Annotated in this window: 25 protein-coding genes; 17 read left to right on the top strand and 8 right to left on the bottom strand. The window is 63.1% G+C overall.

What is annotated here, in order from left to right; genetic code table 11:
* Positions 1-3 precede the first annotated feature (3 nt).
* The 3 genes from ACVWY5_RS42720 to ACVWY5_RS42730 form a co-directional block, all read right to left on the bottom strand.
* Complete coding sequence (locus ACVWY5_RS42720; protein WP_028333709.1) at positions 4-1,143, bottom strand: TRAP transporter substrate-binding protein; 1,140 nt, start codon at positions 1,141-1,143, stop codon at positions 4-6.
* A gap of 701 nt (positions 1,144-1,844) precedes the next feature.
* Positions 1,845-2,297 carry a hypothetical protein gene (locus tag ACVWY5_RS42725; RefSeq protein WP_028333708.1) on the bottom strand — a complete coding sequence of 151 codons (453 nt, stop codon included), beginning with the start codon at positions 2,295-2,297 and terminating at the stop codon, positions 1,845-1,847.
* Between the two features lie 140 nt (positions 2,298-2,437).
* Positions 2,438-2,833 carry a hypothetical protein gene (locus ACVWY5_RS42730; RefSeq protein ID WP_321176731.1) on the bottom strand — a complete coding sequence of 132 codons (396 nt, stop codon included), beginning with the start codon at positions 2,831-2,833 and terminating at the stop codon, positions 2,438-2,440.
* 59 nt (positions 2,834-2,892) lie between these two features.
* Between ACVWY5_RS42730 and ACVWY5_RS42735 the strand changes: the two genes are divergently transcribed.
* Positions 2,893-6,243 (top strand): autotransporter outer membrane beta-barrel domain-containing protein, encoded by a 3,351-nt coding sequence (locus tag ACVWY5_RS42735; protein WP_321176732.1) that lies wholly within the window; start codon positions 2,893-2,895, stop codon positions 6,241-6,243.
* A gap of 889 nt (positions 6,244-7,132) precedes the next feature.
* Positions 7,133-7,369, top strand: coding sequence for a hypothetical protein (locus ACVWY5_RS42740; protein WP_157344177.1), 237 nt, complete (start codon positions 7,133-7,135; stop codon positions 7,367-7,369).
* 138 nt (positions 7,370-7,507) lie between these two features.
* Here the strand turns inward: ACVWY5_RS42740 and ACVWY5_RS42745 are convergent, their stop codons facing one another.
* Positions 7,508-9,343 carry a hypothetical protein gene (locus ACVWY5_RS42745; protein ID WP_321176733.1) on the bottom strand — a complete coding sequence of 612 codons (1,836 nt, stop codon included), beginning with the start codon at positions 9,341-9,343 and terminating at the stop codon, positions 7,508-7,510.
* Positions 9,344-9,564: 221 nt separating this feature from the next.
* On the opposite strand from ACVWY5_RS42745, the gene ACVWY5_RS42750 reads away from it, so the two are divergent.
* The 7 genes from ACVWY5_RS42750 to ACVWY5_RS42780 all read left to right on the top strand — a co-directional run bounded on the left by ACVWY5_RS42750 (position 9,565) and on the right by ACVWY5_RS42780 (position 16,802).
* Positions 9,565-9,810, top strand: coding sequence for a hypothetical protein (locus tag ACVWY5_RS42750; RefSeq protein ID WP_244978553.1), 246 nt, complete (start codon positions 9,565-9,567; stop codon positions 9,808-9,810).
* A gap of 49 nt (positions 9,811-9,859) precedes the next feature.
* On the top strand, positions 9,860-10,000 hold the full coding sequence (locus ACVWY5_RS42755; protein WP_321176734.1) for a hypothetical protein: 141 nt from the start codon (positions 9,860-9,862) through the stop codon (positions 9,998-10,000).
* Positions 10,001-10,015: 15 nt separating this feature from the next.
* On the top strand, positions 10,016-10,990 hold the full coding sequence (locus tag ACVWY5_RS42760) for a formylglycine-generating enzyme family protein (protein WP_028333701.1): 975 nt from the start codon (positions 10,016-10,018) through the stop codon (positions 10,988-10,990).
* The gene (locus tag ACVWY5_RS42765) at positions 10,990-12,696 is read left to right on the top strand and encodes an arylsulfatase (protein ID WP_028333700.1); all 1,707 of its coding nucleotides are present in this window, start codon (positions 10,990-10,992) and stop codon (positions 12,694-12,696) included. The genes ACVWY5_RS42760 and ACVWY5_RS42765 overlap by 1 nt, the downstream gene beginning before the upstream one ends.
* A gap of 75 nt (positions 12,697-12,771) precedes the next feature.
* Positions 12,772-13,782, top strand: coding sequence for an HAD family hydrolase (locus ACVWY5_RS42770; protein WP_028333699.1), 1,011 nt, complete (start codon positions 12,772-12,774; stop codon positions 13,780-13,782).
* A 96-nt stretch (positions 13,783-13,878) separates the two neighbouring features.
* On the top strand, positions 13,879-15,183 hold the full coding sequence (locus ACVWY5_RS42775; protein WP_038377389.1) for a DUF3300 domain-containing protein: 1,305 nt from the start codon (positions 13,879-13,881) through the stop codon (positions 15,181-15,183).
* Positions 15,184-15,335: 152 nt separating this feature from the next.
* Positions 15,336-16,802 carry a lytic transglycosylase F gene (locus tag ACVWY5_RS42780; protein WP_028333697.1) on the top strand — a complete coding sequence of 489 codons (1,467 nt, stop codon included), beginning with the start codon at positions 15,336-15,338 and terminating at the stop codon, positions 16,800-16,802.
* Here ACVWY5_RS42780 and ACVWY5_RS42785 read toward each other — a convergent pair.
* The gene (locus ACVWY5_RS42785) at positions 16,791-16,994 is read right to left on the bottom strand and encodes a hypothetical protein (RefSeq protein WP_321176735.1); all 204 of its coding nucleotides are present in this window, start codon (positions 16,992-16,994) and stop codon (positions 16,791-16,793) included. The genes ACVWY5_RS42780 and ACVWY5_RS42785 overlap by 12 nt on opposite strands.
* A gap of 51 nt (positions 16,995-17,045) precedes the next feature.
* Between ACVWY5_RS42785 and ACVWY5_RS42790 the strand changes: the two genes are divergently transcribed.
* The 5 genes from ACVWY5_RS42790 to ACVWY5_RS42810 all read left to right on the top strand — a co-directional run bounded on the left by ACVWY5_RS42790 (position 17,046) and on the right by ACVWY5_RS42810 (position 19,528).
* Positions 17,046-17,342, top strand: a complete 297-nt coding sequence (locus ACVWY5_RS42790; protein WP_321176736.1) for a hypothetical protein — start codon at positions 17,046-17,048, stop codon at positions 17,340-17,342.
* Between the two features lie 68 nt (positions 17,343-17,410).
* Positions 17,411-17,755: an HdeA/HdeB family chaperone gene (locus tag ACVWY5_RS42795; RefSeq protein WP_038377387.1), complete on the top strand. Its 345-nt coding sequence runs from the start codon at positions 17,411-17,413 to the stop codon at positions 17,753-17,755.
* A gap of 153 nt (positions 17,756-17,908) precedes the next feature.
* Positions 17,909-18,526 carry a DUF502 domain-containing protein gene (locus ACVWY5_RS42800; RefSeq protein WP_028333695.1) on the top strand — a complete coding sequence of 206 codons (618 nt, stop codon included), beginning with the start codon at positions 17,909-17,911 and terminating at the stop codon, positions 18,524-18,526.
* A gap of 236 nt (positions 18,527-18,762) precedes the next feature.
* Complete coding sequence (locus tag ACVWY5_RS42805) at positions 18,763-18,972, top strand: hypervirulence associated TUDOR domain-containing protein (protein WP_028333694.1); 210 nt, start codon at positions 18,763-18,765, stop codon at positions 18,970-18,972.
* On the top strand, positions 18,965-19,528 hold the full coding sequence (locus tag ACVWY5_RS42810; protein WP_080667047.1) for a DUF488 domain-containing protein: 564 nt from the start codon (positions 18,965-18,967) through the stop codon (positions 19,526-19,528). The genes ACVWY5_RS42805 and ACVWY5_RS42810 overlap by 8 nt, the downstream gene beginning before the upstream one ends.
* Positions 19,529-19,569: 41 nt before the next feature.
* Here ACVWY5_RS42810 and ACVWY5_RS42815 read toward each other — a convergent pair whose 3' ends face one another.
* Both ACVWY5_RS42815 and ACVWY5_RS42820 read right to left on the bottom strand, forming a co-directional pair.
* On the bottom strand, positions 19,570-20,259 hold the full coding sequence (locus ACVWY5_RS42815) for a caspase family protein (RefSeq protein ID WP_028333692.1): 690 nt from the start codon (positions 20,257-20,259) through the stop codon (positions 19,570-19,572).
* 73 nt (positions 20,260-20,332) lie between these two features.
* Entirely contained in the window at positions 20,333-21,565 is a 1,233-nt protein-coding gene (locus ACVWY5_RS42820) for a hypothetical protein (RefSeq protein ID WP_321176737.1), read from the bottom strand.
* A 198-nt stretch (positions 21,566-21,763) separates the two neighbouring features.
* Here ACVWY5_RS42820 and glf point away from each other — a divergent pair, with 198 nt between their 5' ends.
* Positions 21,764-22,972: a UDP-galactopyranose mutase gene (glf, locus tag ACVWY5_RS42825; protein ID WP_028333690.1), complete on the top strand. Its 1,209-nt coding sequence runs from the start codon at positions 21,764-21,766 to the stop codon at positions 22,970-22,972.
* A 67-nt stretch (positions 22,973-23,039) separates the two neighbouring features.
* Positions 23,040-24,308 (top strand): serine hydrolase domain-containing protein, encoded by a 1,269-nt coding sequence (locus ACVWY5_RS42830; protein WP_028333689.1) that lies wholly within the window; start codon positions 23,040-23,042, stop codon positions 24,306-24,308.
* A gap of 109 nt (positions 24,309-24,417) precedes the next feature.
* On the opposite strand, the gene ACVWY5_RS42835 is transcribed toward ACVWY5_RS42830, so the two are convergent.
* Positions 24,418-24,705 carry a hypothetical protein gene (locus ACVWY5_RS42835; RefSeq protein WP_075969423.1) on the bottom strand — a complete coding sequence of 96 codons (288 nt, stop codon included), beginning with the start codon at positions 24,703-24,705 and terminating at the stop codon, positions 24,418-24,420.
* A 436-nt stretch (positions 24,706-25,141) separates the two neighbouring features.
* Here ACVWY5_RS42835 and ACVWY5_RS42840 point away from each other — a divergent pair, with 436 nt between their 5' ends.
* A complete protein-coding gene (locus ACVWY5_RS42840; protein WP_028333688.1) occupies positions 25,142-26,443 on the top strand; it encodes a PQQ-dependent sugar dehydrogenase in 1,302 nt (433 codons plus the stop codon).
* Positions 26,444-26,547: the final 104 nt, after the last annotated feature.

Below are 26,547 nucleotides of genomic sequence, written 5' to 3' on the forward strand. Positions count from 1 at the left end.
GCATCAGAGTTTCTTGGCGGCGGCGTTGGGCCCGAAATAGTGGTCGTAGGCCATGCGGCGGTTCACCACCGTGTCCTGCTCCCATTGTGTCGCACGCTTGGCGAACGCGATCTGCGACTGCACGATCTCCTTGAACAGCGGGTTCTCTGCCGCCTTCTTCTGCACCACGCCGTCATAGATCTCGAGCTGCTGCTTCAGGATGGCATCGGGGGTCTTGTAGAACTTGACGTTGTCCTTGGTCTGCAGCTCCACATAGTCCTTAGAATAGCGGTCGATCGCCTTCCAGGACATATCTGCCGAGGCTGCGTCCACCGCGTTGGCGATGATCGCCTTCATCTTGTCCGGCAGCGCGTTGTACTTGTCCTTGTTGAACGTGATCTCGAACTGCTCGGCGTTCTGATGATAGCTCTGCAGCATGCAGACCTTGGAGACATCGGGGAAGCCGAGTACGCGGTCGGAGGTGGCATTGTTGAACTCCGCCGCGTCCAGGAGGCCGCGGTCCATGGCCGCTACGATTTCGCCACCGGGCAGCGCGTTCACAGCAGCGCCCATCCCCGAATACACATCGATCGAGATGCCGACGGTGCGGAATTTCAGACCCTTGATATCCTCGGGCTTGGTGATCGGCTTCTTGAACCAGCCGAACGGCTGGGTCGGCATCGGACCGTACGGGAACGAGACGACATTGGCGCCGATCGATTCATAAAGTTTTGCGAGCAACTCCTTGCCGCCGCCATAGCGGTGCCAGGCCAGCAGCATGTTGGCGTCCATCGCAAAGCCTGGTCCCGAGCCCCACAGCGCCAGCGCGGTCTGCTTGCCGTAGTGATAGACCAGCACGCCGTGGCCGCCGTCGAGCACGCCCTTGGAGACGGCATCGAGCAGGCCGAAGGCGGGCACGACAGCGCCTGCCGGCAGCACTTCGATCTTGAGCTCGCCGCCGGTCATGTCGTTGACCTTCTTGGCGTAGTCGAGGGCGTATTCGTGGAAAATGTCCTTTGACGGCCAGGTGCTTTGCCAGCGCATGCTGATCGGCCCCTGGGCGCTGACGACGCTCGGCGCGGCTACCGTCGCGGCGGCCCCCGCAGCAGCGACCTTGAGAAAGCCGCGGCGGTTCGGAGTGCTGCCCTTGTTTGATTTGGTCATGACTGCCTCCTCCCCTTGGAATAGCGATCCCTTGCGGATCAGCCCCTTTTTTTATTGGAACAAGTCAAAATCTTGCGCAGGGGTTTGGCAAGAATGTTCGGAATGATGCGACGCTACGACGCGGGCTGCGGTGATGACGCGCCGCACGAGGACCAGACCACGATGTTTACGAAAGTCGTTGCTGTTGCGGGTGCGGCGCTGATGCTGGGCGCTTTTGCGGTAACTACCGATGCTTTCGCCCAAGGTGTGGCCAGTAGTTATGGTTATAGAGTATCCCCGTCCGGCAACCTCGTGCTTCGGGGAGCACCAACCCGGTCATCCGGCAACAGCAACCACAGTGGAGCGAGGGTTAATCCGCCGGCCGGCCTGAATAACGGGTCGAACTTTGCTGTAGGTGGCCCGTCCACTGGGGTGCGGGTCATCACTCGTCAGTAGCCAGACGCCTGTTTTGCTGGATAAACGGACCCATCGCCAACGAACCGCGCATGTCCCCCGGCGGAGCCAGCTCCCCGCCAATAACTCCCGCGATTGTGGATTTCACGATGCCGCGAACCTGCGCCACATGTTGTCGTCGATCAGACTAGGCAGTTCGCGCGCACACGATCCTTCAGCCGCGCAGGCGCTGTCGACGCGACCGGCAGGACTGGAGCAGGCGGCCCTTGCAGGCCGCCTGCGTAGATTAGCCTGAGAGCGGACGAGCTCTATTGGCAGGGGTGCTGGAGTCCGTCGGACCCTTTGAAGAAGGTGCCGGGCCTGCAGACGATGCCATTGTGCGAGGCATAGGCGCTCCAGTCGCCGTTCCAGGCGTAGTAGTCGCCATATGCGGCGGGCCGATCGTAGGTGCCGTACGCGGCGTAGGAGTTGCGCCAGCCGCCGAAGGGAGCCGTCGCGATTGCCGCGGCTGTTCCGACGGCAGCGCCGGCCACGCCGGCGGCGGCCCCCACCGGCCCCACGGGTTCGCGATAGGCGGTTCGCCGCTGATAATAGCCCCTCCTGCTGTCGTACGGGCTCCCGGCTCCTCGGTTGAGGCAGTTGGCGCTGGCGAATTGAGATGAACAGGCGGCCGGGTTGGAGAAGACCGCTTGCGCCGATGCGGGGCTCGAAACTGCGGACGCTACTATCACGGCCGCGCCAAGAACTCTTAGACTCATCATGGCTTGCTCCCTGGGTTTGGTTTGCTTGCGAGCCTTGTGAAGCTTGGCATGACCGAATGCCAGGTCCGCAAGTTCCCGTTTTCTCGCACGTAACCAAATGCAACCTCCGGAAGTGGTTCCTGTGCATCTCGTGCGCGGCATCAAATCGACGTGACTTGCTGATCGATTTGGAATGCCGGCTGCAGCAGAGGCCGCTGAATGCGGCAGGGCGTCGAGACGAGCAAGAATATCGCGATCAGTTCCTGAATGACGTGACGGCAATTCCATTCTTCAGGCGACTCTCGCGCGAGAAGCGAGAATGCAAATTGATGAAAGGTTGCATCATCGCGGAACTGCACGATGACCGCGCTAAGTTGCATCGGACGTGCGCGCGATGTTTGGCACAAACTGCATAAGTTGTGTGATGCGAAAGCATCAACTGCAAATGGCAACGCGCGTTTCGGATCGCCACATTCGAGTTGATCTTCGTCCTGATAGTCGGATGATGATTTGCGATCTTGAATTGTAGCCGCTCCTGCTTTTTGCACCGCGACCAAGCAACTCGTTCTTTTCAATTTGACGTTGTTGAGAACGACAGGTTTGGAAGGCGGCGCAAATGAAGTGCTTTACCGGCTCGACTCTCCTTGGATCTTGCGCGCGCAATCGCATGGAACAGGCGTCGACGCGCGCCGCCCTGCAATCATTGGTCCCGTTCTTCAGGAATAAGCCGAGACCATGTGTCGCGGTCTGTCGGACGCAGTTCCGGCTCGCCGCGCTTGCCTTGATCGCATCGGGCGCGCTGGTTGAGACGGCCTCGGCTCAGTCCTGCACGGTGGCGCCCGATTCCACCGTGACCCTCACAATGGGAACTTGCACCATTGCTTCCGGTACGACGCTTACCGGAACACCCGCTGTTCACGCGAGCAACGGCACCACCCAGATCACCACGGGCAACGTCACCATCAATCCCGTCAATGGCGGCAGCGTCGGCGGATTGGCCGATCAGTTTGGCAGCATCATCTTCAGCAACGGATCCAGCATCAACGGCAATTGGAGCACCGCCGCGTCGGCGCAAAGCGGCGGCACCATCGTCTTTCAGTCGGGCTCGACCATCAACCCGGCTTTCGGCGGCGGAGGAACCGCACTGAGCGCCGATGGAACAGGCAGCCTCATCAACGCAACAGGTCTCACCGCGAATCTCAATGGTGCCGGCAACAACGTCGCTGCGAAGGCGACCAATGCCGCTGCGATCGACCTGCTGAACAGCTCAATCACCTATGCAGTGGGTGGCGGTGGCAATACCGGTCTGTGGGCGACCGGCGCCGGCAGCCAGATCACATCGACGGGCACGACCATTTCGATGCCCGGCGGCGGCGGGAACGATGTCGGCGCGCGGGCGGACACGGGCGGGGCGGTCACGCTTCTCCAGAATACCGTGACTGTCGAGGGCAATGGCGGCGGAGAGACCGGCCTGCTGGCGCAATCGGCGGGAAGCACGATCAAGGCAACCGACACGGCGGTCACGGTTGCCGGCGGTGGCGGAGACGTCGGCGCCAAGGCACTCGACAGCGGCGCGATCACATTGAGCGGCGGCAGTGTCTCCGCGACAGGCAGCGGCGGCGGCGAGATCGGCCTCCAGGCGAGCGGCAGCGGCAGCACGATTACGGCGACTAATGTCGCCGTGTCCGTTCCAACCAGCAGTGGCGGGGCGGGCACTCAGGCCGTGTCTTCGGGCTCGATCGTGCTGAATACGAGCAGTGTCAGCACCGGCGGCAGCTCCGCCATCGGGCTCCAGGCGACCGGAGTCGGCAGTTCCATCAGCGGCGGTGCAAACACGATCAACACCAGCGGTGACAATGCCGTCGGTGTTCAGGCGGACAACGCCGGAAGCGTCTCGCTCCAAAACGCAACGGTCAAAACCTCGGGTGCGTCGGCGGCCGGTTTGCTGGCGACTGGGACAAATTCATCGATCAGCGTGATTGGCGGCACCGTAATCACCTCCGGCGCGAACGCTCCTGCCGCATCCGTGACGGGTGGCGGTTCGCTGAATACGACCGCGGATCTGACCGCGAACGGCGCCAATTCAAACGCCCTCGCTGTCAGCGGCGGCACTGCGACCGCTTTCGTATCGATCCTGACCAGTCCGAACGGCGCGTCGGTCGCCGCGACTGGCGGCACAAGCAGCGTGACCTTGAGCGGCGTGCAGGCGGTCGCAAACAACGGCCAGTGGCTGAACGTCAGCGGCGGCTCGACGCTGAGTCTGCTCTCGGACGGCTCGACGGTGCGGGGCGCTGCGCTCACCGACGGCAGCAGCAGGTCCGACGTCACGCTCAGAAACGGCTCGTTCTGGACGATGACCGGCAACTCGAACGTCACGAATCTGACCAACACCTTGAGCGAGATCCAGTTCGCACCGCCCGTTGGCGATCCGACGCTGCTGTCGAGCTACAAGACGCTGACGACGGTGAACTACGTGGGCCACAGCAGCACTATTGGGCTGAATACGTACCTCGGCACGGACGGTTCGCCGTCGGACAGGCTCGTCATCAATGGCGGCACGGCAAGCGGCAACACGTTCCTGAAGATCAGCAACACCACGGGCGCCGGCGCGCTCACCACCGGCAATGGCATTCTCGTGGTCGATGCGATCAATGGCGCGACGACGACGGCTGGTGCCTTCAGCCTGTCTCACCCGGTCTTGGCTGGCCCTTACCAATATTCGCTGTTCCGTTCGAGTGTCGACTCCAGCAACCCGCAAGCCTGGTATTTGCGCGACACCATCGACTGTGTCGCTCATCCCAATCTGCGTGCCTGCGGCGGTGGCGGTCTTATTAACTGCTCCAATCTTCCCAACGTGCCGAGGTGCGGCGGCGGCGGCGGCGGCGGTGGAGGCGGCGGCGGTGGAGGCGGTGGAGGCGGTGGAGGAGGTGGTGGTGGTGGTGATGGCGGCGGAGGCGGAGCCGACGGTGGCGGCGGCGATATTCCCGACTACCGCGAGGAGACTTCGCTCTACGCGGCAATTCCATCGATGACGCTGTTGTACGGACGCAGCCTGCTCGACACGCTGCATGAACGCGTGGGCGAGGAGGAGGACGAACGCTTCCGCGCCAATCCCGAGAACGCCAGGGTCGGATGGGGTCGCGTGCTTGGCGTCAACGGCGTGCACCAGGGCGACAGCTTCGGCGTGTTGGGCGGCGAAGCCGGACCGCACTTCAGCTATGATTTCCTGGCGCTGCAGGCGGGCATGGATGTCTATCGACACGACAGTCTCGACGGTTCGCGTGACCAGGCGGGGGCGTATTTCGCGATCGGCGGCGCGCGCGGGCGGGTCACCCATTTCGATGGCAGCCAGGGTGACAACACCTTCGCCGCATACACGCTCGGTGGCTACTGGACGCATTTCGGGCCGACCGGCTGGTACATCGACTCGATTCTGCAAGGCACGTTCTACGACATCACGAGCAGCGCAAATCGCGGCATTCCGGCGCTCAAGACCGGCGCTCAGGGTGGGGCTGCGTCGGTGGAGGGCGGATATCCCTTCAAGTTCGCCGGCGGCTTCTTCATCGAGCCGCAGGCGCAACTTGTGTATCAGAACATCAACATCAACGACGCCAGCGACATCGCGGCGCAAATCCGCTTTGCGGACGTGGATTCGCTCGCGACCCGGATCGGTGCCCGCTTTGGCCGAACATGGGCGATCGATGACAGTCCGCGCACGCTGACGGCCTGGATCCGTCCGAGCCTGTGGAACGAATTCCTCGGTAATCCGAAAACGTTGTTCTCGTCGGACACCGGCTTCGTTCCATTCCAGGCGAGCCTCGGCGGCCTGTGGGGCGAGATCAATGCCGGCATCAGCGGACAGGTCACGTCGACCACGTCGCTTTATGCCAACGCGTCCTATCAGAGCCGGTTCGACGGTGGCGGCTTCTCCTACAGCGGGAAAGCCGGACTGCGCGTTAACTGGTAAAAGGGGAACGCGAGGGCGTGACGCCGGCCCAGACGGGGTCGGCGAAACGCACTCGCGCGGAGTTCAGACGCAAACTCACCTGCCGATCGACGCGGCGACGGGCTTCGTTGCCGCAGTTCGCGCATACCCGGCCAGATTGGCCGGACGCTCCGTGATCTCGAACGCGGTGGAAATGCAGTCAGTCCGGCATCGGACGAGGCGATGCCTAACAGACCCTCACGCTTTGCTGAACATACGCGTAACCGTTCCACACGTTTCGCGTCTGATAGCAGGAGTTGTAGGCCGTGGCGGCGCCGATGGCGGCGCCAGTCGCCAGGCCGGCTGCGGCAGCTCCGGCGCCCCAACCGCCTCCATAGTAACCGCCACCGCGGTAATAGCGGCCGCCGGCCCAACGCGCGCCGCCGCCGTGCCAGCCACCGGCATGCCATCGCGTGCCGCCGCCATGCCAACCAGGCCGCATTCCTCCGCCGTGGAAGTGCGCCGATCGAGCGCCGGCTCCTCCGCGCCGGGCTTGTGCGTCATAGGGGAGTATCATTGCTGCAGATGCGATGAAGCTGAGAACTAGCAAAGCCTTGGTTGGTCGCATATCCGGACTCCTTGCAAGGGTGTCGCGATCAATCCCGCTGAACGAGCTTCGTTCCGTAGGTTCAACTGCGTGTCATGCTGGCACAAACTGCATGCTTAAAAAGCGCGTCGCGGCTTCGGAGGCAAGCGCGGTTCGCGGCAATTGTTGAGCTCGATCCTCCGGAGCTCGGCTGCGCAAGGCAGGTACGAACGTGTTCGTACCTTGAAGACCTCCCTGCATGAAACAATGCTGATGCTCACGTGCCGGCGCCGCGGGATTGGCAGGCCGGCACGGCAGCTGGTCCACTACAGGGAGGAGACGACCATGTGGAAGACAGGAGTGCTTGGCACGCTGATTTTGCTCGTCGCGGTTCCGGCAAATGCGGCTACGAAGAATAGTGGCAAGAATGTCGATGCAATTCGTGCTGAATGCTTCAGGCAGGCGAATGAAGCCGCCGCCGCCGCCGGCGCGAACATGACAAGTGGGGCGACTGGCGCCCGAAACTCGGCGGGCTATTCCGCCTATCGGGATTGCGCGCGCAAGAACGGTATTCGCCCGTAAGCATCGCTTTGGTTTCCGCTAACCCATGGAAGGCCGCCTTCGGGCGGTCTATTCCATGCGCAGTGAAGAGCGGCGACGGCGGGATGACCGTCGAAAGCTGAAGATGCCGGCTGAGCGGCGCCGAAGCGGCAGGGAAGGTCAGCTTGCGACGAGAGCCTGGGCTTTGCGCAATCCGGTCATGAGGGCGTCGACAACCTGATCCGCCGCTCCATTGCGGCGCAAGAAGCCGGCCGGATCATCGGCCAGCGCTTTGTACCGCGACATCCCTTTCAAGGCCGTTTGCGTTGCATCGCGGCGCCCCAACTCTGTATTCGCTATCGCAATCAATAGTTGGCTGAATCCGGAATCGCGCAACGATGCCGTCTCGGCGACATCGAGCATCTGCTTGTATTCACCCTTCAAATAAAGATCGACTGCAACAAAATGAAAATACCAGCCCGGGGGATGCATCGTGCGCTCGATCGCGCGTTTGAGCATCGGAACTCCTTCCGAGAAGTTCCCGCGGATGGCAAGACGCCAGCCGAACTGGGCAAGTATGTCGGGATCGTTGGGGTTGAGATCGATCGTCAGATGGCTGATGCGATCGCTATCGGCATAACGTCCCGTGAAATGGTAGGCCGAAGCCAGGGCCTTCAGCGCCAGGGGATTGTTCGGCTGCAGGGCGATGGCGCGCGACGTGGCCTCAAGGGCCTTGCCATACTCCGTTTGCGGATTGCCGTCGCTTGAATAGCCCAATCGTCCGGCGTCGAGATGCAGCCATCCAAGCATGGCCCATGCATCGCTGTATTGCGGATCCCGCTGAACGGTTTGCTGAAGGCACTGCATGGCTGGATCGAAGTCGACGCGCCGGAAAGTGCTGCGGTAGGCCTGAGCGCGCAGGACGCAGAGATAGCTTTCCATATTCCTCGGTGGGTCCGCGCGAATGTCGTTTCTGACCACGCCGTAGGATTGGCCGACGACCGTTGCGATTTCGCTTGCGAGCTCGCGCTGGACATTCATGAGCGACTGAGGATCGAACGGTCGAGCATATGTCCGCATCCATACGATCTCGTCGTTCTCGGCGTTGAAGACAGTCGTTGTGACTTGCACTTCTTCGGCGCTTGTTTGAACGCTTCCGCGGACGACGTAGGAAGCACCGAGAGGACGACCAGGTTGGGACGCTTCGTCGCCTTTTGCGGAAGACCCGTTCGGGGGCGACGTGTAGAGCCGGAATCCTCCGAATCGAAACAGGTTGCTGGTCAGTTCCTGTCCCATGCCGATGGCGAAGAGCCGGGTGTTCTCCCCGGGAGTTAGCGGCGTGAATGGCATCACGAGGACCGCGGGTTCGCGTGGCGTCATTGGGGACGGAGGTGGTCTTGCTGCAAGCCATATCCAAGCCGCCACGCCGGCTGCCAGCGCGGCAACGATGGGCGCATAGCGCCTGATGCCAGGCCTGGCCGTCCAATTCGAACGTGTAGCAGCAGCAGTTGTCGAACGATCGTGGAGGTCGAGAGCATGTTCGCGAGGTGAAGCGTCGGCGATATGCATTTTGTGCCACTCAAAATGGGGCACATAGGAGCCTTTTGGAATTGTGATGCGTACCGGATCATCCCGGCCCGAATCCACGTAGTAGCTGTCGAGGTCGCGGCGCAATCGTCGAGCTTCAAGACGGACGACAGGGTCAGCCTGGGGATCGAAGGAATGGTCGCGCCGAAACACGGCCAAGGCAATTGTGTAGCCTTTCAGGCTTTCAGCGCGGCCTGCAAGCGTCTCGTCGACAATGAAACGAAGGAAAGCTTGCCGCCGTTCGCTCGCCTGGAAATGCGGACTCGAGAGGATGCGGTCCAGCTCTTTCGCTACATGCGCCGGCGGCACCGCGCAATCATCACGACGCGGCACCTCGGATGAGCCGCTGACGGCATCGTGAGCGAAGGGTACATCAGGCATCAACCGGCAACCCCAATCGTCGGTCGACGGTAGGCCTTCCCAGTACATGTTGCAACTCGTAAGCGAAGCAAGCAGCTACCGCCGATGCGACAGCTTTCGATCATCAGAACAACGAGTTCCCGACTGCAGCGACAGCTGGTCGCATCAGCCTTGAAGCCATCGCGCCCGAGACGGCACCGCGCCGCGTCACGCCGCGTACGAACATGTTCGTACCTTGAAGTCCCGATGAACCAGCAGCAAAGGTCGCATTGGCCACAAGCGAGTTCGTCATGGAGGAGTTCCGCGCGATTGTGACCCGCTTTCCGCTGCGCGAACTTGACATTCGGCGCTGCTTCAATCGCGACGCGCAGTTTAGAGCGATTTGCGCAGATTATGACGAAGCTGTGAAAGCGCTTCGTCGTTGGCAACAAGCGGCAGAGCAAGGAGACCGCGAAGGAAGTCGGAAGGCCGCGGATTACGAACGGCTGGTTGCCGAACTGGAAGCCGAGGCCCTGGTTCATCTGAACCGGCCGTGATCGAGGGGGCGTTCGCATAACTGGAGCAGTGCGTGAACTGGAGCATTGAGTGAACAACGCGATTTTCGTCAACCTTTCGATATCAGGCGTGCTTGCCGCGGGCATGCTGCGTGCTGCGATCGGTCAGACACAGGACCTGCGCAGGGAGGCCGCCGAACCGACCAGGCACGCAATCGGCCGCAACGAGTAACTGGAGGCAACCTTCTTGAATATTGCCGAGAGACCGGTCGCGAACGTGGACGAAACCGGCGCGTCAGACAGCATCTTCATTCCCGGCGGCACGTTTCGCATGGGATCGGATCGGCATTATCCGGAAGAAGCGCCGTCCCACATGGTGAGCGTCGACGGGTTCTGGATGGACCGCACGCCGGTGACGAACCGGCAATTCAAGCAGTTCGTGCGTGCCACGGGCCACGTCACCTTCGCCGAGGTCGCTCCGGATCCAGCGAACTATCCTGACGCGCTGCCGCATTTGATCTTCGCCGGCTCGCTCGTCTTCACGCCGCCGGATTACCCGGTCGATCTGCGCGACTACAGCCAATGGTGGACGCTGCTCAAAGGTGCGAACTGGCGGCATCCCTATGGTCCGAAAAGCAACATCAAGTCGCTGGACGACCATCCCGTGGTGCATGTCACCCATGCTGACGCACTCGCCTATGCGCGATGGGCCGGCAAGGATCTGCCGACGGAAGCAGAGTGGGAGTTTGCTGCGCGCGGCGGCCTCGATGGTGCTGAATATGCCTGGGGCGATGAATTCGTGCCGGGCGGCGTGCATCAAGCCAATACTTGGCAAGGTCACTTTCCGTTCGAGAACCGGTGCGAGGACGGCCATGCGCGCACTTCGCCCGCGATGACCTATTCGCCGAACGGCTATGGCGTGTTCGACATGATCGGCAACGTCTGGGAGTGGACCAGCGACTGGTGGGCTCCGAAACACCGCGCCGATGCAAAGAAGGCCTGCTGCATTCCCCAGAATCCGCGAGGCGGCTCCGAGCATGACAGCCACGATCCGTCGCTGCCGCTCAGCAGGATACCACGCAAGGTGATCAAAGGCGGTTCGCACCTCTGCGCGCCGAACTATTGCCGGCGCTATCGACCGGCGGCGCGCCATGCCGAGCCGATCGACACGTCGACCAGCCATCTCGGATTTCGCTGCATCACACGTTCAGGGAGAAAGTGATGACTGAGAAGACAACGACAGAGACCTTCAGCCGCCGCAACCTGCTCGCGGCCTCGAGTTCGCTCGCCACCATCGCCGCCTTCTCGGCGATGGCACCCATCCAGACAGCCCAGGCGCAAGGGACCACGCAACCCTCGAGCTCCGCTGGCGGAGCAAAGCCGAACATCATCCTGATCCTGTCGGATGATTTTGGCTACGGCGATTCCGGGCCCTACGGCGGCGGCGAAAATCGCGGCATGCCCACCCCGAGCATCGATCGTCTCGCGAATGAAGGAATGCAATTCATGTCCTTCTACGCGCAGCCGAGCTGCACGCCTGGACGTGCCGCGGTGCAAACCGGCCGGATTCCAAATCGCAGCGGCATGACGACGGTCGCGTTCCAGGGCCAGGGCGGCGGCATGCCGGCGGCGGAATGGACGCTTGCTTCTGTTTTGAAGACCGGCGGTTACAAAACGTTCTTCACGGGCAAATGGCACCTCGGCGAGGCCGACTATGCGTTGCCGAGCGCGCAAGGCTACGACGAGATGAAGTATGCCGGCCTTTATCATCTCAATGCCTACACCTACGCCGATCCGACCTGGTTTCCCGACATGGACCCCGAACTGAGGGCGATGTTCGAGAAGGTCACCAAAGGCGCACTTTCCGGAAATGCCGGGCAGCCGGCGAAGGAAGATTTCAAGATCAACGGCCAGTACGTCAACACGCCGGACAAGGGCGTCGTCGGCATTCCCTTCTTCGACGACTACGTCGAGAAGGCCTCGCTTGAGTATCTGGACCGCAACAAGTCATCGGGCCCGTTCTTCATGAGCATCAACTTCATGAAGGTGCACCAGCCCAACATGCCGGCGCCCGAATTCCAGGGCAAGTCGATGTCCAAGAGCAAGTACGCCGACTCCGTGGTCGAGAACGACACGCGTATCGGCCGTATCATGGACAAGGTGCGGTCCCTGGGCCTCGACAAGAACACCTATGTGTTCTGGACCACGGACAACGGTGCCTGGCAAGACGTCTATCCGGATGCCGGCTACACGCCGTTCCGCGGCACCAAGGGCACGGTTCGCGAGGGCGGCAACCGCGTCCCGTCGATCGCGTGGGGTCCGGGCATCAAGGCCGGCTCGAAGAATTCAGACATCGTCGGCGGCCTCGACTACATGGCGACGTTCGCGAAGCTTGCCGGCGTGAAGCTGCCGGAGAACGATCGCGAGGGTAAGCCTATTATCTTCGACAGCATGGACATGTCGCCGATCCTGTTCGGAACCGGCAAGTCCGAGCGCAAGAACTGGTTCTATTTCACGGAATCCGAGCTCTCGCCTGGCGCAGCCCGTGTCGGCAACTACAAGGCGGTGTTCAATCTGCGGGGCGACAACGGCGCAAAGACAGGCGGTCTGGCGGTCGACAGCAACCTCGGCTGGAAGGGACCGGAGTCCTACGTGGCGACCGTTCCGCAGGTCTTCGATCTCTGGCAGGACCCCCAAGAGCGCTACGACATCTTCATGAACAACTACACGGAGCACACGTGGTCTCTGGTCACCATCAATGCGGCGATCAAGGATCTGATGCAGACCTATGTGAAGTATCCCCCACGGAAGATTCAGAGCGAGACCTACGCGGGACCGATCACCATTCAGCAGTATGAGCGCTTCGCGTTCTTCAGGGATCAACTCGCCAAGGACGGCTTCCAGATCGGCTTGCCCACAGGCAACTAGAGCACGCGCACAGAGCGGCCCCGGAACGCGGGGCCGTTCTGACTTGCTTTATGTGAGAACAGGAAAGGGGGACTCATGACGGGGAATCCGGTCGGTCGTCGTTCGGTCCTTGCAGGTCTTCTGATATCGGCTGCGACAGCGGCCTCGGGCGATCATGCGCTTGCGCAGGAAGATCCCCTGCCGTCCTGGAATGAAGGCCGGTCGAAGAAGTCGATCCTTGACTTCGTCGCCGCGGTGACGCGGGAGGGAACACCGGATTTCGTGCCGGTGCCGGAGCGCATCGCGACATTCGACAATGACGGCACGCTCTGGTGCGAGCAGCCGATGTATGTCCAGCTCGCATTTGCATTGGATCGGGTGAAAGCGTTGTCCGGCAAGCACCCGGAATGGAGACGCAAGCAGCCCTTCCAGGCCGTGCTCGACAACGATCTCGCTTCCCTCGCCAAGGCTGGCGAGAAAGGCCTGGTCGAACTGATCATGGCGACGCATGCCGGCATGACCACGGCAGAGTTCGAAAAAATCGCCAGCGATTGGATCGCGAGCGCGCGTCACCCGAAATTCAATCGGCCATATACGGACCTCGTCTACCAGCCGATGCTGGAACTGCTCGCCTATCTGCGGGCCAATGGCTTCAAGACCTTCATCGTCTCGGGCGGCGGCATTGAGTTCATGCGACCATGGAGCGAGCGGGTCTATGGCATTCCGCCCGAGCAGGTCGTGGGATCGAGCATCAAGACGAAGTTCGAGATCGACAAGGGGAAGCCGTCACTGATCCGCCTGCCTGCGATCGATCTCGTCGACGACGGACCCGGCAAGCCGGTCGGCATCAACTCGCATATCGGCCGCCGGCCGATCGCGGCTTTCGGCAATTCAGACGGCGACTTCCAGATGCTGCAATGGGCGACGCAATCATCGCGGAAACGTTTTGGCCTGATCGTGCATCACACTGACGCCGAACGAGAGTATGCATACGATCGGAAGTCCTCGTTCGGTAAACTCGACAAGGCGCTCGATGCAGCGAACTCCAACGGCTGGATCGTGGTCAGCATGAAAGACGACTGGAAACGCATGTTCCGTTTTGCGTAGGGGCCGGATGACTGCGTAGGCATCGCTGACGCCCGGCGCCGCGGAGCACGCCAGCGCCGCCGGTGACGCAAGCGAGACGAAGAACGAGGAGGCATCATGACAAGACTTCTTCCGGGAACGCGTCGGCTTACCTTCGCGAGCGCAGCGCTGGCGGTTGGCCTGATGCTCGGGGGCCCGGCATACGCGCAGGCACCCGCGGACCAGAAGCCGGCACAGGACCAGGCCGCCGCGCCGGCACCGGCCCTGCCAGCCAGCAAGCTTCCGGAGGGACAGATCGAGCAACTGGTCGCGCCGATCGCGCTTTATCCGGACGCGCTGCTGTCGCAGATCCTGATGGCGTCGACCTATCCGTTGGAAGTCGTCGAGGCGGCGCGCTGGTCGCAAGACAACAAGACCGTCACCGGCAAGGCGCTCGAAGACGCCATGCAGAAGCAGTCGTGGGATCCGAGCGTCAAGGCCCTCGCGGCGGTGCCGCAAGTCCTCCAGATGATGAACGACAAGCTCGACTGGACCCGGCAGCTTGGCGACGCCTTCCTCGCGCAGGAGCAGGACGTGATGAGCGCCGTGCAGACCCTGCGCCAGCGCGCCGAGGCCGCGGGCAATCTCAAGTCGACGCCGCAGCAGAAGGTGACGAGGAGCGCGCCTCCCGCCGGCGTGACCGCGCCCTCCGGCATGCAGCAGGCGATCTCGATCGAGCCGGTCGATCCCGACCAGTATTACGTCCCGGTCTACGATCCCGGTGTCGTCTACGGGGCCTGGGATTATCCCGACTACCAGCCGTTCTATTGGTCTCCGCCGGGCTATGTCGCCGCGGGCGTGATCGGCTTCACCGCCAGCGTGGCCGTCGGCGCTGCGATCTGGGGCGGCTGCAACTGGTGGGGCCGCAGCGTCTATGTCAACGTCAACCGCTATAACCAGTTCAACCGCACCAACATCAGAAACACCAATTGGGCCCACAATCCGGCGCATCGCGGCGGTGTCGCCTATCGCGATGCCGGCGTGGCGAGGCGGTTCGGCAGCGGCAATACCCCCGCCGCGCGCGAGGCGCTGCGCAATCGCACCGGTGCTCCCGGCGGCAGGGTCTCGAATGCGGGTGCCGGCCGGGCCAAGACCGCGGTCTCGCAACGCGCCGGCAATCGCGGTGCAAGCGTATCCCGCAGGGCCAGCAGCCGGAACGTCACCCGCGCCCATACGCGCGCGGGCAATCGCGCTGCGATCTCGCACAGAAGCGTCACGCACACGCGCGCCGGCGGACGCGCCGGTGGCGGCCGGCCGGCCGCGATCCGCGGTGGCGGCATGCGGGCCGGCGTCGGTGGTTTCCATCGCGGCGGTGGCGGCGGCATGCGTGCTGGCGGGGGCTTCCGCGGAGGCGGCTTCCACGGAGGTGGCCGCCGGCGCTGAGTGGCGTGATCATCACAGACCGCGCTCGGCCACACCAGGCCGCGCGAAGGACGATAGAAAGGAAATTCTTGGTTTCTGGCGGCCGGCACCGCCGGATCACGACGTAGTACTTCAGGCTTCAAATCACACTTTGCGATGATGGCTTGGATCAAATGAAATCTTACTTGATACATCGATTTACTCGCCGGCTTGCGGTATCCCTCTCTATCATCGTGACGGTCGGTGCCGCAAACGGTCCCGCGGTCGCAGATCCCAGGGTGCTCGCACTTCCTGCGCTAAAGGTCTGGCAGGGCGACTTCGACGGCATGCTGAAGCGCAAGATGGTGCGTATCCTTTTGCCGACGGACAGGACATCATTCTTCATCGACAAGGGGGAGACGCTCGGCTTCGAGGCAGAACTGGGCGCGGAGTTCGAAAGCTGGTTGAACAAGCGATACGGGAAGAAGAAAGAAAGGATTTATGTCGGCTTCGTCCCGACGCCGCGAGACAGGCTGCTGAGCGATCTGACAGCCGGTAAAGGCGACATCGCCGCCGGTCTGCTTACCGTCACGCCGGAACGAAGCAAGCTGGTCGACTTCGCAGATCCCTGGGCATCCGGTGTTCGCGAGGTGCTCGTGACGGGATCTGCGGCCCCGAGCGTCAGTTCGCTGAACGACCTCGGTGGAAAGACGATCCACGTCAGGGAGTCGAGCAGCTACTTCGAGCATTTGCTCGCGATCAATGCAGATCGGAAAGCCAGGGGGCTGGAGTCCATCATCGTCCAGCCCGCCGACAAGAACCTCGAGGACGAGGACTTGTTGGAGATGGTGAGCACCGGCCTGTTACCCTGGGCCGTCATCGACCGCTTCAAGGCGCAGGCGTGGGCGGGCCTCGTGAAGGGGCTGACGGTACGCGACGATATCTCGTTCAACGAAGGCGGCGACATCGCCTGGGCGATCCGGAAGGACAGTCCGGCGCTTAGGAGGGAGCTCGCTGAATTCGTCAATACTCACAAAATCGGAACCGAATTCGGCAACGACCTGCGCGCACGCTATTTCAAGACGGCGAAGCCGTTGAAGAACGCCCTCGCGCATACCGAGGCGGAGAAGTTCAAGGCGCTGCGCGGATCTTTCGAAAGGTACGGGGTGCAATACTCTATCGACCCCGTGCTGCTCGCTGCACAGGGCTATCAGGAGTCAGAGCTCGACCAGGCCTGCCACAATGCGTCCGGCGCCACCGGCATCATGCAGATCAAGCCCAGCACGGCAAAAGGGAAGCCGATCGAGATCGCCGGCGTCACGGCCAGCGCCGACACCAACATCCACGCGGGCTCCAAGTATCTACGTTACCTGGCGGACACGTATGTCGACGCTTCGGTCATCGATCCGCGCGAGCGTGTCTTCATGGCCTTGGCTGCGTACAATGCAGGTCCGGGAAATCTCAAGCGCTTCCGCGATTACGCGAGCAAGCACGGCCTGGATCCGACCGTCCGGTTCGGCAACGTCGAGAACGGTGCGGCCGCTATCGTCGGGCGGGAGACGGTCCAATACGTTGGTAAAATCTACAAGTACTACATTTCCTACGAGTCGCTTCGTTCGCCCGCTCCGGCGAGCGCAACGGCCGACCCATCACAGAAATGATCGGTATTGCGGTTCAACCACGGGGGTCGAAGACATGGAGACGAACAAGTCCGGTGCGGTGAAGACATCTCTTGCAGGATCGTGCTTGGCCATTCCGTTTCTCTGCTGTTCGCTTTCGGGAACAGCCATGGCACGGAACGAAGCAGCAATGCCGACCGACTTCTCGTCTGTCCATCGCGGGGCGGTGCCCATGCGGCCGGCGCTCGCCCGCATCCGAATGCCAAGCCGCGCAGCGCAGGCAATGTGAAACGCAACACCAGCGTCAACCACCGGGCGGCCAATGTGAAGCGCAGCAACGTCAATGTGCGCAAGGACGTCAACGTCAATATCAACAGGCGTACGACCGTCGTGGCGCGCCGCGTTCGCGGATGGGCTCCGCGCCCGTATTACGGGACGATCGTCGGCGGAATTGCGCTTGGCACCGTCATCGCGGCGACGACAGTCGGTGTGGCGCCCGCGCCGCCGGCGACAAACATGTGCTGGTTCTGGTCCGATTCCGGGATGAGCCAGGGATACTGGGACTATTGCGTCGCGCCTTAGCGCGGCGAGGCGTGTTCTAGGTGTTCGCCGGCTTGGGTGGCGAACCAAAATCAAGAGGAGACTAGATCATGAAATGCAAATCCATCGCGAGCCGGATTGGGCTTGGTCTCGGCGCACTCGTCATCTCGATTGCTTCTGTTCATGCCCAGGTCCCGCTCTCGACCTACATGGATTCGAAAGGGTTCATTGATGTTCAGGCTTTGACCTGCGCGCAACTCGCCAACACTTATCAGGAGGACGCCGACTTTCTCGCAGTTTGGTACAGTGGCTGGTACAACGGCCTCGCGAAGAAGCATTTTGCCCATATTACGCGAACCAAATCTGGCGAGCACGAAGTCATCGTGTATTGCAAGGCCCACCCGGAGCTCAAGGTGATCCAAGCCATCGACGTTCTCTTCAAGAACGAGAAATGATCAGCAGCTCCCGGAGGCAACTGGTGCGACGAGACGAGGGTGTCTCGCCGCATTGCCCGTTCACGTGATCAAGGGGCAGCGGCCGAGATTCTGAGGTTGCGGTCGTGGTTGGCGAAAGGCCTGGTTCAATTGGTGTCTGCAAATGGATGGGCCATGGCAATGAAAGAGTTCTTGAAAACGACGTTGATTGGAGGCGCACTGTTTCTCCTGCCCGTCGCTCTTGTGCTGGCGATTCTTGGCCACGCGATGCGTGTGGCAGTAAAGGCCGCCCTTCCGGTCTCTCACGCTCTTCATTTCGATCAGATCGGAAAAGTTGCAGGCATTGGAATTGTTACAGTCGTGGCCGTGGTCTTGCTGATCCTGGTATCGTTCCTCGCCGGCATCGTCGCGCGAACCAAAGCTGGTTCTCGGATTAGCGCATGGGTCGAAAAATCGTTTCTTGGCGGTCTTCCGCAGTACCAGATGGTTAAGAGCATGGCTCAAGGCCTTGCTCAGGCTGAAAGCGCCAGCGACGAGTTCAAGCCAGTGCTGGTGAACGTCGACGGCGGCTGGCAGCTCGGGTATCTCCTCGAGACACTCGGAAACGATTGGGCGGTTGTCTTCGTCCCGCAGGCGCCCACGCCGCTCGTCGGCAATGTCAGGTACTACCCCGTCGATCGCATTCACCCTCTTAGCATGTCGATGTTGCAAGCGAGGGCAATCGTGACCAATGTCGGCATTGGCTCCGCGGCGGCCCTTCAAGGAGAATATCCGAGCAGGGCGGCAACTTGATTGCGCGGATCCACGCAAGATACTCGCACCGTGAAAAGCGTCAGGCAAGGATGCCACACCAACGCAGCTCGCTCGACCGATGGTCGGCGAATGTCGTTGATCTCGGACCGGATCGGTCAATGTGACGAGGAAATCTGACCGAATCTTCCGTTCCGCTTGTGCGTTGAGCCATATAACTTGCTCACGTGCGGTGGCGCTTCGTACGAGCAATTCCGCGCCTGAAGGAGGCTTCGAACATGGCCGGGAAATTCAAGGTCGGCGATCACGTCAGCTGGAATTCCGAGGCCGGCCGCGTCTCCGGCACCATCATCGCGGTCCACACCAGCGATTTCGACTACAAGGGGCACACCCACCGCGCCTCGGAGGCCGATCCGCAATACGAGATCAAGAGCGACAAGACCGATCACGTCGCGGCCCACAAGGGCAGCGCGCTGCATCATGCCTAGCAAAGACGTGGCACTTCCGTTCTTCACGATCGGTCATTCCACCCGCAGCCTCGAGGATTTCATCGCTCTCCTCGGCGCGGCCAATATCGAGCGTATCGTTGACATCCGAACGGTACCGCGGTCGCGCACCAATCCGCAGTTCAACAAGGATACGCTGCCCAAGCCGCTTCAGGCCGCGGGCATTTCGTATGAGCATCTGGCCGATCTCGGCGGGCTCCGCGGCAAGGCGCGAACTGTGCCGCCGTCCATCAACGGGTTCTGGAGCAACGAGAGTTTTCACAACTACGCCGACTATGCGTGGTCGCCGCAGTTTCACGCGGCGCTCCAGCATCTGCGCGAGGAAGGGCACCGGCAACGCTGCGCGATGATGTGCTCGGAAGCGGTGTGGTGGCGCTGCCACCGCCGCATCGTCGCCGACTATCTCATCGCGTCCGGCGAGACCGTCCTCCACATCATGGGGGAGGGCCGCCTCGAGCCTGCCCGCCTCACCGAAGGCGCCGTCGTCCAGGGCGACGGCACAGTGGTCTATCCGGCGACGGGTGAACTGGACTTATGAAAGGGGTGAGGCTTGCGGCTGCACAGTCGCGCCGCGCCCACTCACTCCACGCTGCGTTTCCAATAGCCGGTGCCGAGCTTGCCGTTGATCACGGCAATGGTGCCACGGACCTCGTAGGAGCCGCCGTCGCGCGCGGCATAGGCGACCAGCACATTGCCGACCAGCACATTGCCGACCAGCACATTGCCGACCGGCTCGATGCGGCCGAGCCCGCTGCCGGCAGTGGCGCGGGTGGCGAGCGAGCGGCTCATCTTCGCCGCGAACGGATTGTTGCGGCAGGCATCGAGGATGACGAGGCCGAGACTTCCGGTGTTCGAGACCTGCAGCATCACGCTTTGCAGGCTGATCGCTTCATTGGCGGCGTCAGTATCGCGCTTCAGCTCGGCATCAACCGGGATCAGCCAGTTGTCGCCGTTGATCTCCATGCCGTGGCCGGCGAAGTACACCGCCGCCATGACGGCGCCGGCGGCATTGCGCCCGAATGCGATCAGCCCGCGCCGCATCTCGTCGAAGCCTGCATTGGTGATGAGCGTCACGGCAAAGCCGAGGCGCTGCAGCGCGGCGGCGATATCGCCGGCATCATTCGGTGGATTGGACAGCGCCGGCACGCTTTTGTAGGCGCCGTTGCCGATCACCAGCGCCAACCGCTTGCCGTCGGACGCAGCCGGCGCGGCGAAGCCCGCCAACGTCGCGGCAACGGCCAGTCCCGAAACAAACGCGCGGCGATTCATGCTGGCCCCGATCGGAGGTGACGGGTGCATGGTAGCGTAGCGGGCGCGACGCGGCCACGGAAATGGAGCGCGATCAGGCCGCCTGCTTCGGCGTCCAGACGCCGGCCGGCACCGGCTCGGCCGGCAACATACTGGCGCCGGCGGCGCCCGCGATCGACATCGTGATCTCGTGGATGTCCTGCACCGACCGCTGCATCGAGAAGCGCGGATAAAGCTCGCGCAAGGTGGTCGCGGCCGCCGCCTGCGCCGCTGACGGATCGGCCAGCACGACCTCGACGGCGGCGGCGATGCTGGTCGTGTCCTGGCCGAAGCTGAAGCGGGCGAGATGCGGCATCTCCGCAGCCGAGAAGCGGTTGGCGTCGAACACCGGCACGGTGCCGGCGCCGAGCGCGAAGAACACCCGGTCATGCACCGACAAGTCGATATTGGGGTTGAGCGAGACCGCGGCAAGGTAGCTGCCGAGGCCTTCGCGCATCGCATCGAAGGTCATCGCGCCGAGCACGCGGGCCGGACGCCCGCTGACGTCGAGATCGCTCCAGCCGCCGCCGACGAAGTCGACCGGATAGTCGGCGAGCACCGCGCCCACCTCGCGGGTGCGCATGCCCCTCGTGTAGTTGTCGAGCCGGGTCAGGATCACGTTGAACAGCTCGCCGCCGGGCTTCAGATAGACCAGATGCTGCTCGGCGACGTCGACGATGATCTTCGGAAACGCGCCACAGGTCTTGCCGCGCGCCTCGGCGATCGCGTCGAACAGCAGCGCGAACAGCTTTGGCGGCATCGTCTTGCGCCAGCCGCGCTCGAGTGCCACCGGATTCCAGCCGGATTTGGCGAAGATCAGCCGGCCGTTGCGCTTCTCCGGCGGCAGGCTGCCGAAGAAGCCGGGATCGGGGATACCCATATGAGTCGCGAACACGGCGCCGTTGGCTCCCAGATGATCGCGGTTGAATGCGGCATGGTCCGGAAACACGTAACCATGCGCGGTGTAGCGGCTCTCGAGCCCGTGACGCCTGGCGAAATAGCAGGGGTGATCGCAGAACCAGGTGAAGACGGGAATCTGGGCGACGTCCCAGAACAATCTGCCGTCCTTGGTGTGGATATCGAGTCCGATGCCGGAGAAGCCGAGCGCCATGGTCTCGGCGCGCCGCGGCAGCAGGGCGTTGAGCCGGGCCGAGAAATCCGGCGCCAGCAGATCGAGCATCTTGACCTCGTGCCCGAGCCGGTCGAGCTCCGCCGCCGCCATCGCCAGGATGCCGCGCAGCGAGTCATAGGTGGTGTTGCTGGAATACAGGACGCAGATCACGGACATGGGACCTCCGCGCTTGATGGTGTGGCTGCTCGCGCGGGCATTTCCGTCGCCTTGCATGCTGTCAGTTGAACGGCCGAGCCGGCCGTTCCGGGCTCGGAATAATCCTGACGGGCGGATTTATTTCGCCGGAAACGGCCGTGTCGTCACGTTGAAGCTCCGTCGGGCGCCGTCGCGATCCGACATGAGGGGCGAGAGCGCATGCAGCTTGATGGCTTCGACGTCGTTGTGGTGGGCGCCGGCTTCTTCGGCGCTGTGATCGCCGAGCAGGTGGCGAGCAGGCTCGGCCGCTCCGTCTGCGTGCTCGACCGCCGTCCGCATATCGGCGGCAACGCCTATTCGGAGCTCGATCCCGACAGCGGCGTCGAGGTGCATCGCTACGGCACGCATATCTTCCATACCAATTCCGAGACCGTCTGGCGCTATCTGCACCGCTTCACCGAGTTCACCGGCTACCGCCATCGCGTCTTCACGGTGGCGAACGGCCGCGTCTATTCGATGCCGATCAACCTTGCGACCGTGTGCGCTGCGTTCGGGCGCGTCATGTCGCCGGACGAGGCCCGCGCCGTGATCGCGGCGGAGGCGGCCGCGCACGGCGCCGCAGGGATCGGCAATCTTGAGGACAAGGCAATCGCCTCGGTCGGCCGCACGCTCTACGATCTCTTGATCCGCGGCTATACGCAGAAGCAATGGCAGACCGATCCGCGTGAGCTTTCGGCCGACATCATCGGCCGCCTGCCGGTCCGCTTCACCTTCGACGATCGCTACTTCGCCGATCGCTATGAGGGCATGCCGCTCGACGGCTACACCGCGATCTTCCGCGGAATGCTCGGTCATCCCAGGATCGCGGTCCACCTCGGTGTCGACTATTTCGACGTCGCCGACCGCATCAATCCGCGGCAGCTCGTGGTCTATACCGGTCCGATCGACCGCTTCTTCGGCTATGCCTGCGGCCATCTCGGCTGGCGTACCGTCGACTTCGCGCGCGAGGTCCACGATGTCGCCGACTACCAGGGCGCCGCGGTCATCAACTATGCCGACGCCGAGGTGCCGTTCACCCGCGTCCACGAATTCAGGCATCTCCATCCGGAGCGCGCGCATGCGCAAGGCCGGACGACGATCTACCGCGAATATTCCCGCTTCGCGGGCCGCAGCGACGAGCCGTATTATCCGATCAACACCGCCGCCGACCGCGCCATGCTCGCCTCCTACCGTGCCATGACGGCGTCGCGGCCGAATGTCATTTTCGGCGGCCGGCTCGGCTCCTACAAATATCTCGACATGCACCAGGCGATCGGCGCCGCGCTGAAGACGTTCGAGCACGAGGTCGAGCCGTTCCTCGCCCGGCAAGGCATGCACCTGCGTGACGCGGCCGCGCGCCGCGAAGTCTTGTCGCCCTTGCCGGCGTGATCTAATCCTGCGAGCTGCGGGCAACGAACGCCATAACAAATCGCCCGCGGTCCCCGGTGAGGAAACAATGAGAAAAATCGTCATTGCCGCGGCTGCCGCCGCCACTAGCTTTGCTTTCAGCATCGCCCGCGCCGCGCCGCTCCCGGAAACGTCGGCGCACCAGGTCGGTTTCTCGGAGCGGGGGCTGGCGCGGCTCGACGACTTCTTCGCGCGCGAGATCGCGGCCAAGCGCGTGCCCGGCGCCGTGGTGGCGATCGCGCGCGACGGCAAGCTCGTGTATTACAAGGCGTATGGCCAGCTCGATCCGGTGAAGGGCACGCCGATGCCGATCGATGCGGTGTTCGCGCTGGCGTCGATGACCAAGCCGATGGCGGCGGTTGCAGGCCTGACGCTGATGGAGCAGGGCAAGCTGCCGCTGCAGGCCAAGGTCGCCAAGTTCTATCCGGCGTTCGCCGACATGAAGGTCGGCGTGCAGCAAGCGGACGGCTCGCTGAAGATGGAGCCGCAGGCGCAGCCGATCTTCATCCACGATCTCTATCGCCACACCTCCGGCCTGATGTATGGCGGCCGGCCCGACAGTTCGAGCGCGCTGGCGCGGCTCTATCCCGACGGCACGGCGCCGGCGGTCGAGGGCGACACGGCGGCCTTCATCGACCGCATCACCCAGCTGCCTCTGGTGCACCAGCCCGGCACCGAGTTCGAATATGGCTTCTCGATCGACGTGCTCGGCGCCGTGGTCGAGAAGGTCTCCGGCCAGCGGCTTGGCGATTATCTCGCGGCCAATGTCTGGAAGCCGCTCGGCATGAAGGATGCGACGTTCCACCCGGCCGATGCGCAGCGCGCGCGGCTGGCGCGCCCGTTCCCCAACGATCCGCTCACCGGCAAGCCGCAAGCCATCAAGCTGCTCGATACGCCGACCAGGTTCGATTGCGGTGGCGCCTGCTCGTTCGCGACCGTCGGCGACTATCTGCGCTTCGGGCAGATGCTGCTCAATGGCGGCGAACTCGACGGCAAGCGCATCCTCAGCCCCAAGACGGTGCATCACATGACGTCGAACCATCTCGGGCCAGAGATCAAGAACAACGTCGCGGCGGTCGAACCGCATCGCGGCGGCTTCGGCTTCGGGCTGTCGGTCGCAGTGCGAACCGGCGAGGGGCTGGCGTCGGTGCCGGGCAATCCCGGCGAGTTCACCTGGAACGGCGCGTACGGCACGCAATTCTTCTGCGATCCGAAGGAGCGCCTTGTCGTCGTTGTGGGAACCGCGGCGCCGGGCGAGCTGCGCAAATATTATCGCGAGAATGTGCAGGACATCGTCTACGGCGCGATGGTGAAGTAACGCCTCAGCGGAAAAGTCGAACCTCACGTACTCACGTTTTGCACAAGTGAGCGTGGAACAGCAAAAAAGCCCGTCGCTCAAGCGAGCGACGGGCCTCAATTTCGCGGGCCTACCAGCGCCTGTACACGCCGGTCAGCGTACCGTTGTTGTTCCCTTCAGGACCTACGTCGCCCTGGGTCGAGCTCGGCGTCGGGTGGTTGGTGCCGTTGAATGAACCGTACCAGCCTGGCTCCGCCGGAGAGTACATCACGTCAGGCTGCACGGCCTGATAGCGGGGGCCGCCATAGTATCTCGGTCCAGGGTTCCCGTAAGGATAATAGCCTTGTGCGAACGCGCCTGCCGTTGTTGCGATCAGGGACGCCGCGGCGAGGGACAATATCTTGGTCTTTCGTTGCATTCACACTCTCCTTGCTGGTGTCCCGACCAACGACCGCCATGGAGCGGCGTTCCTGATCTGCCATGCATCTCGCAAAGGCAAATCTGCGCGAGCGTGGGATCAGGTTCTTGTGAAGGGGCTTGTGCTCCGGGAGGGCACTGCCGGGCAGGATGCATCCGTCGCCGGCCCGTTATGCTTATATGGCTATAACGGCGAATGCGCGAGCGGCGCCTCGAAAACCCGGGGCGATTCGTAAAAGGAAGCCCGCCACTGCGGCGGGCAAGGTCTCAGGGAGGAAAGCGCCCTGACAAGGGAGCGTGCAGCCAGTTTCCCCGATTCGTGCGCGGCTGCGAAGGTCGTATAACTACTGTCATCAGGGCCCGCATTATGCGAATGCTGCTGGGGCCGCGGCCGGCCGGCAAGGCGCGCTAACACCGCGCAAATACAGGGGAAGTTCATGAGCACGTCTGGAGTTTTTGCCCGCGTCGTCGCGGCGATCGGGGCCGGCGCCTTGGCGTGGCGGCGGATGCAGGGCGCGCAGCCCGCGCCGGCCTGGGGTAGCGCGCCAGAAATCCCGCAGGCCAAACCGCAGGGCGCGATCCCGACGCTCAAGATGCCAACGGCGCGGGGCTGGGACAGGGACCAGAAGCCGGTCGCCGCGCCCGGGCTCAAGGTCAACGCCTTTGCGGCCGGGCTCGATCATCCGCGCTGGATCAACGTGCTGCCCAACGGCGACGTGCTGATCGCGGAGGCGACGCAGATCGCAGGAAAGCCGCGCAGCGTCTTCCACTACGCGATGCAGGCGACGATGCGGCGCGCCGCGGCGCTCGGCGTCAGCGCCAATCGCATCACGCTGCTGCGCGACCGCGATGGCGACGGCGTCGCCGAAAGTCGCGGCGCCTTCATGGAGGGGTTGAGCCAGCCGTTCGGCATGGCGCTGGTCGGCGACACCTTCTATGTCGGCAACACCGACGGCGTGGTGGCGTTTCCCTACACCGCGGGCGCCGATCGCATCACCGCGCCGGGACGCAAGCTCGTCAGCTTCAAGCCCGACGGGCACTGGACGCGCAGCCTGCTGCCGAGCGCCGACGGCAAGAAGCTTTATGCCGGTGTCGGCTCGCTCAGCAACATCGCCGAGAACGGCATGAAGGTCGAGGAAGGCCGCGCCGCGATCTACGAGCTCGATCTCGCAGGTGGCACCAGCCGCATCTTCGCCGGCGGCCTGCGCAATCCGGTGGGCATCGCGTGGGAGCCGACCACCAATGTGTTGTGGACCGTCGTCAACGAACGCGACGGCCTCGGCGACGAGACGCCGCCGGACTATCTGACGTCGGTACGCGACGGCGGCTTCTACGGCTGGCCCTATTGCTACTGGGGCAAGACGGTCGACGACCGCGTGCCGCAGGATCCGGCGATGGTCGCCAAGGCGATCCAGCCGGACTACGCGCTCGGCGGCCACACCGCCTCGCTCGGCCTGTGCTGGATGCCGCAGGGCACGCTGCCGGGATTCCCCGACGGCATGGTGATCGGCCAGCACGGCTCGTGGAATCGCTCGACGCTGTCAGGCTACAAGGTGGTGTTCGTGCCGTTCGCGGACGGCCGTCCCGCAGGGCCGCCGCGCGACATCCTCTCCGGCTTCCTCGCGCCCGACGAGAAGGTGTCGTACGGCCGCCCGGTCGGCGTCGCGCTCGGCCCCGACGGCTCGCTGCTGGTGGCCGACGACGTCGGCAACGTGATCTGGCGCGTGACGGGCGCTTAAGCGCCTGCACTTGCGGCAAGACGACTTGAACGGCGCGGCTTCGATCGGAGCAGCGCCGTTTCATTTGGAGCTAACCGTTAGCCTCGACTTACCGTAAGTATGTA

It is taken from the genome of Bradyrhizobium sp. USDA 3256 (genome assembly GCF_054058275.1).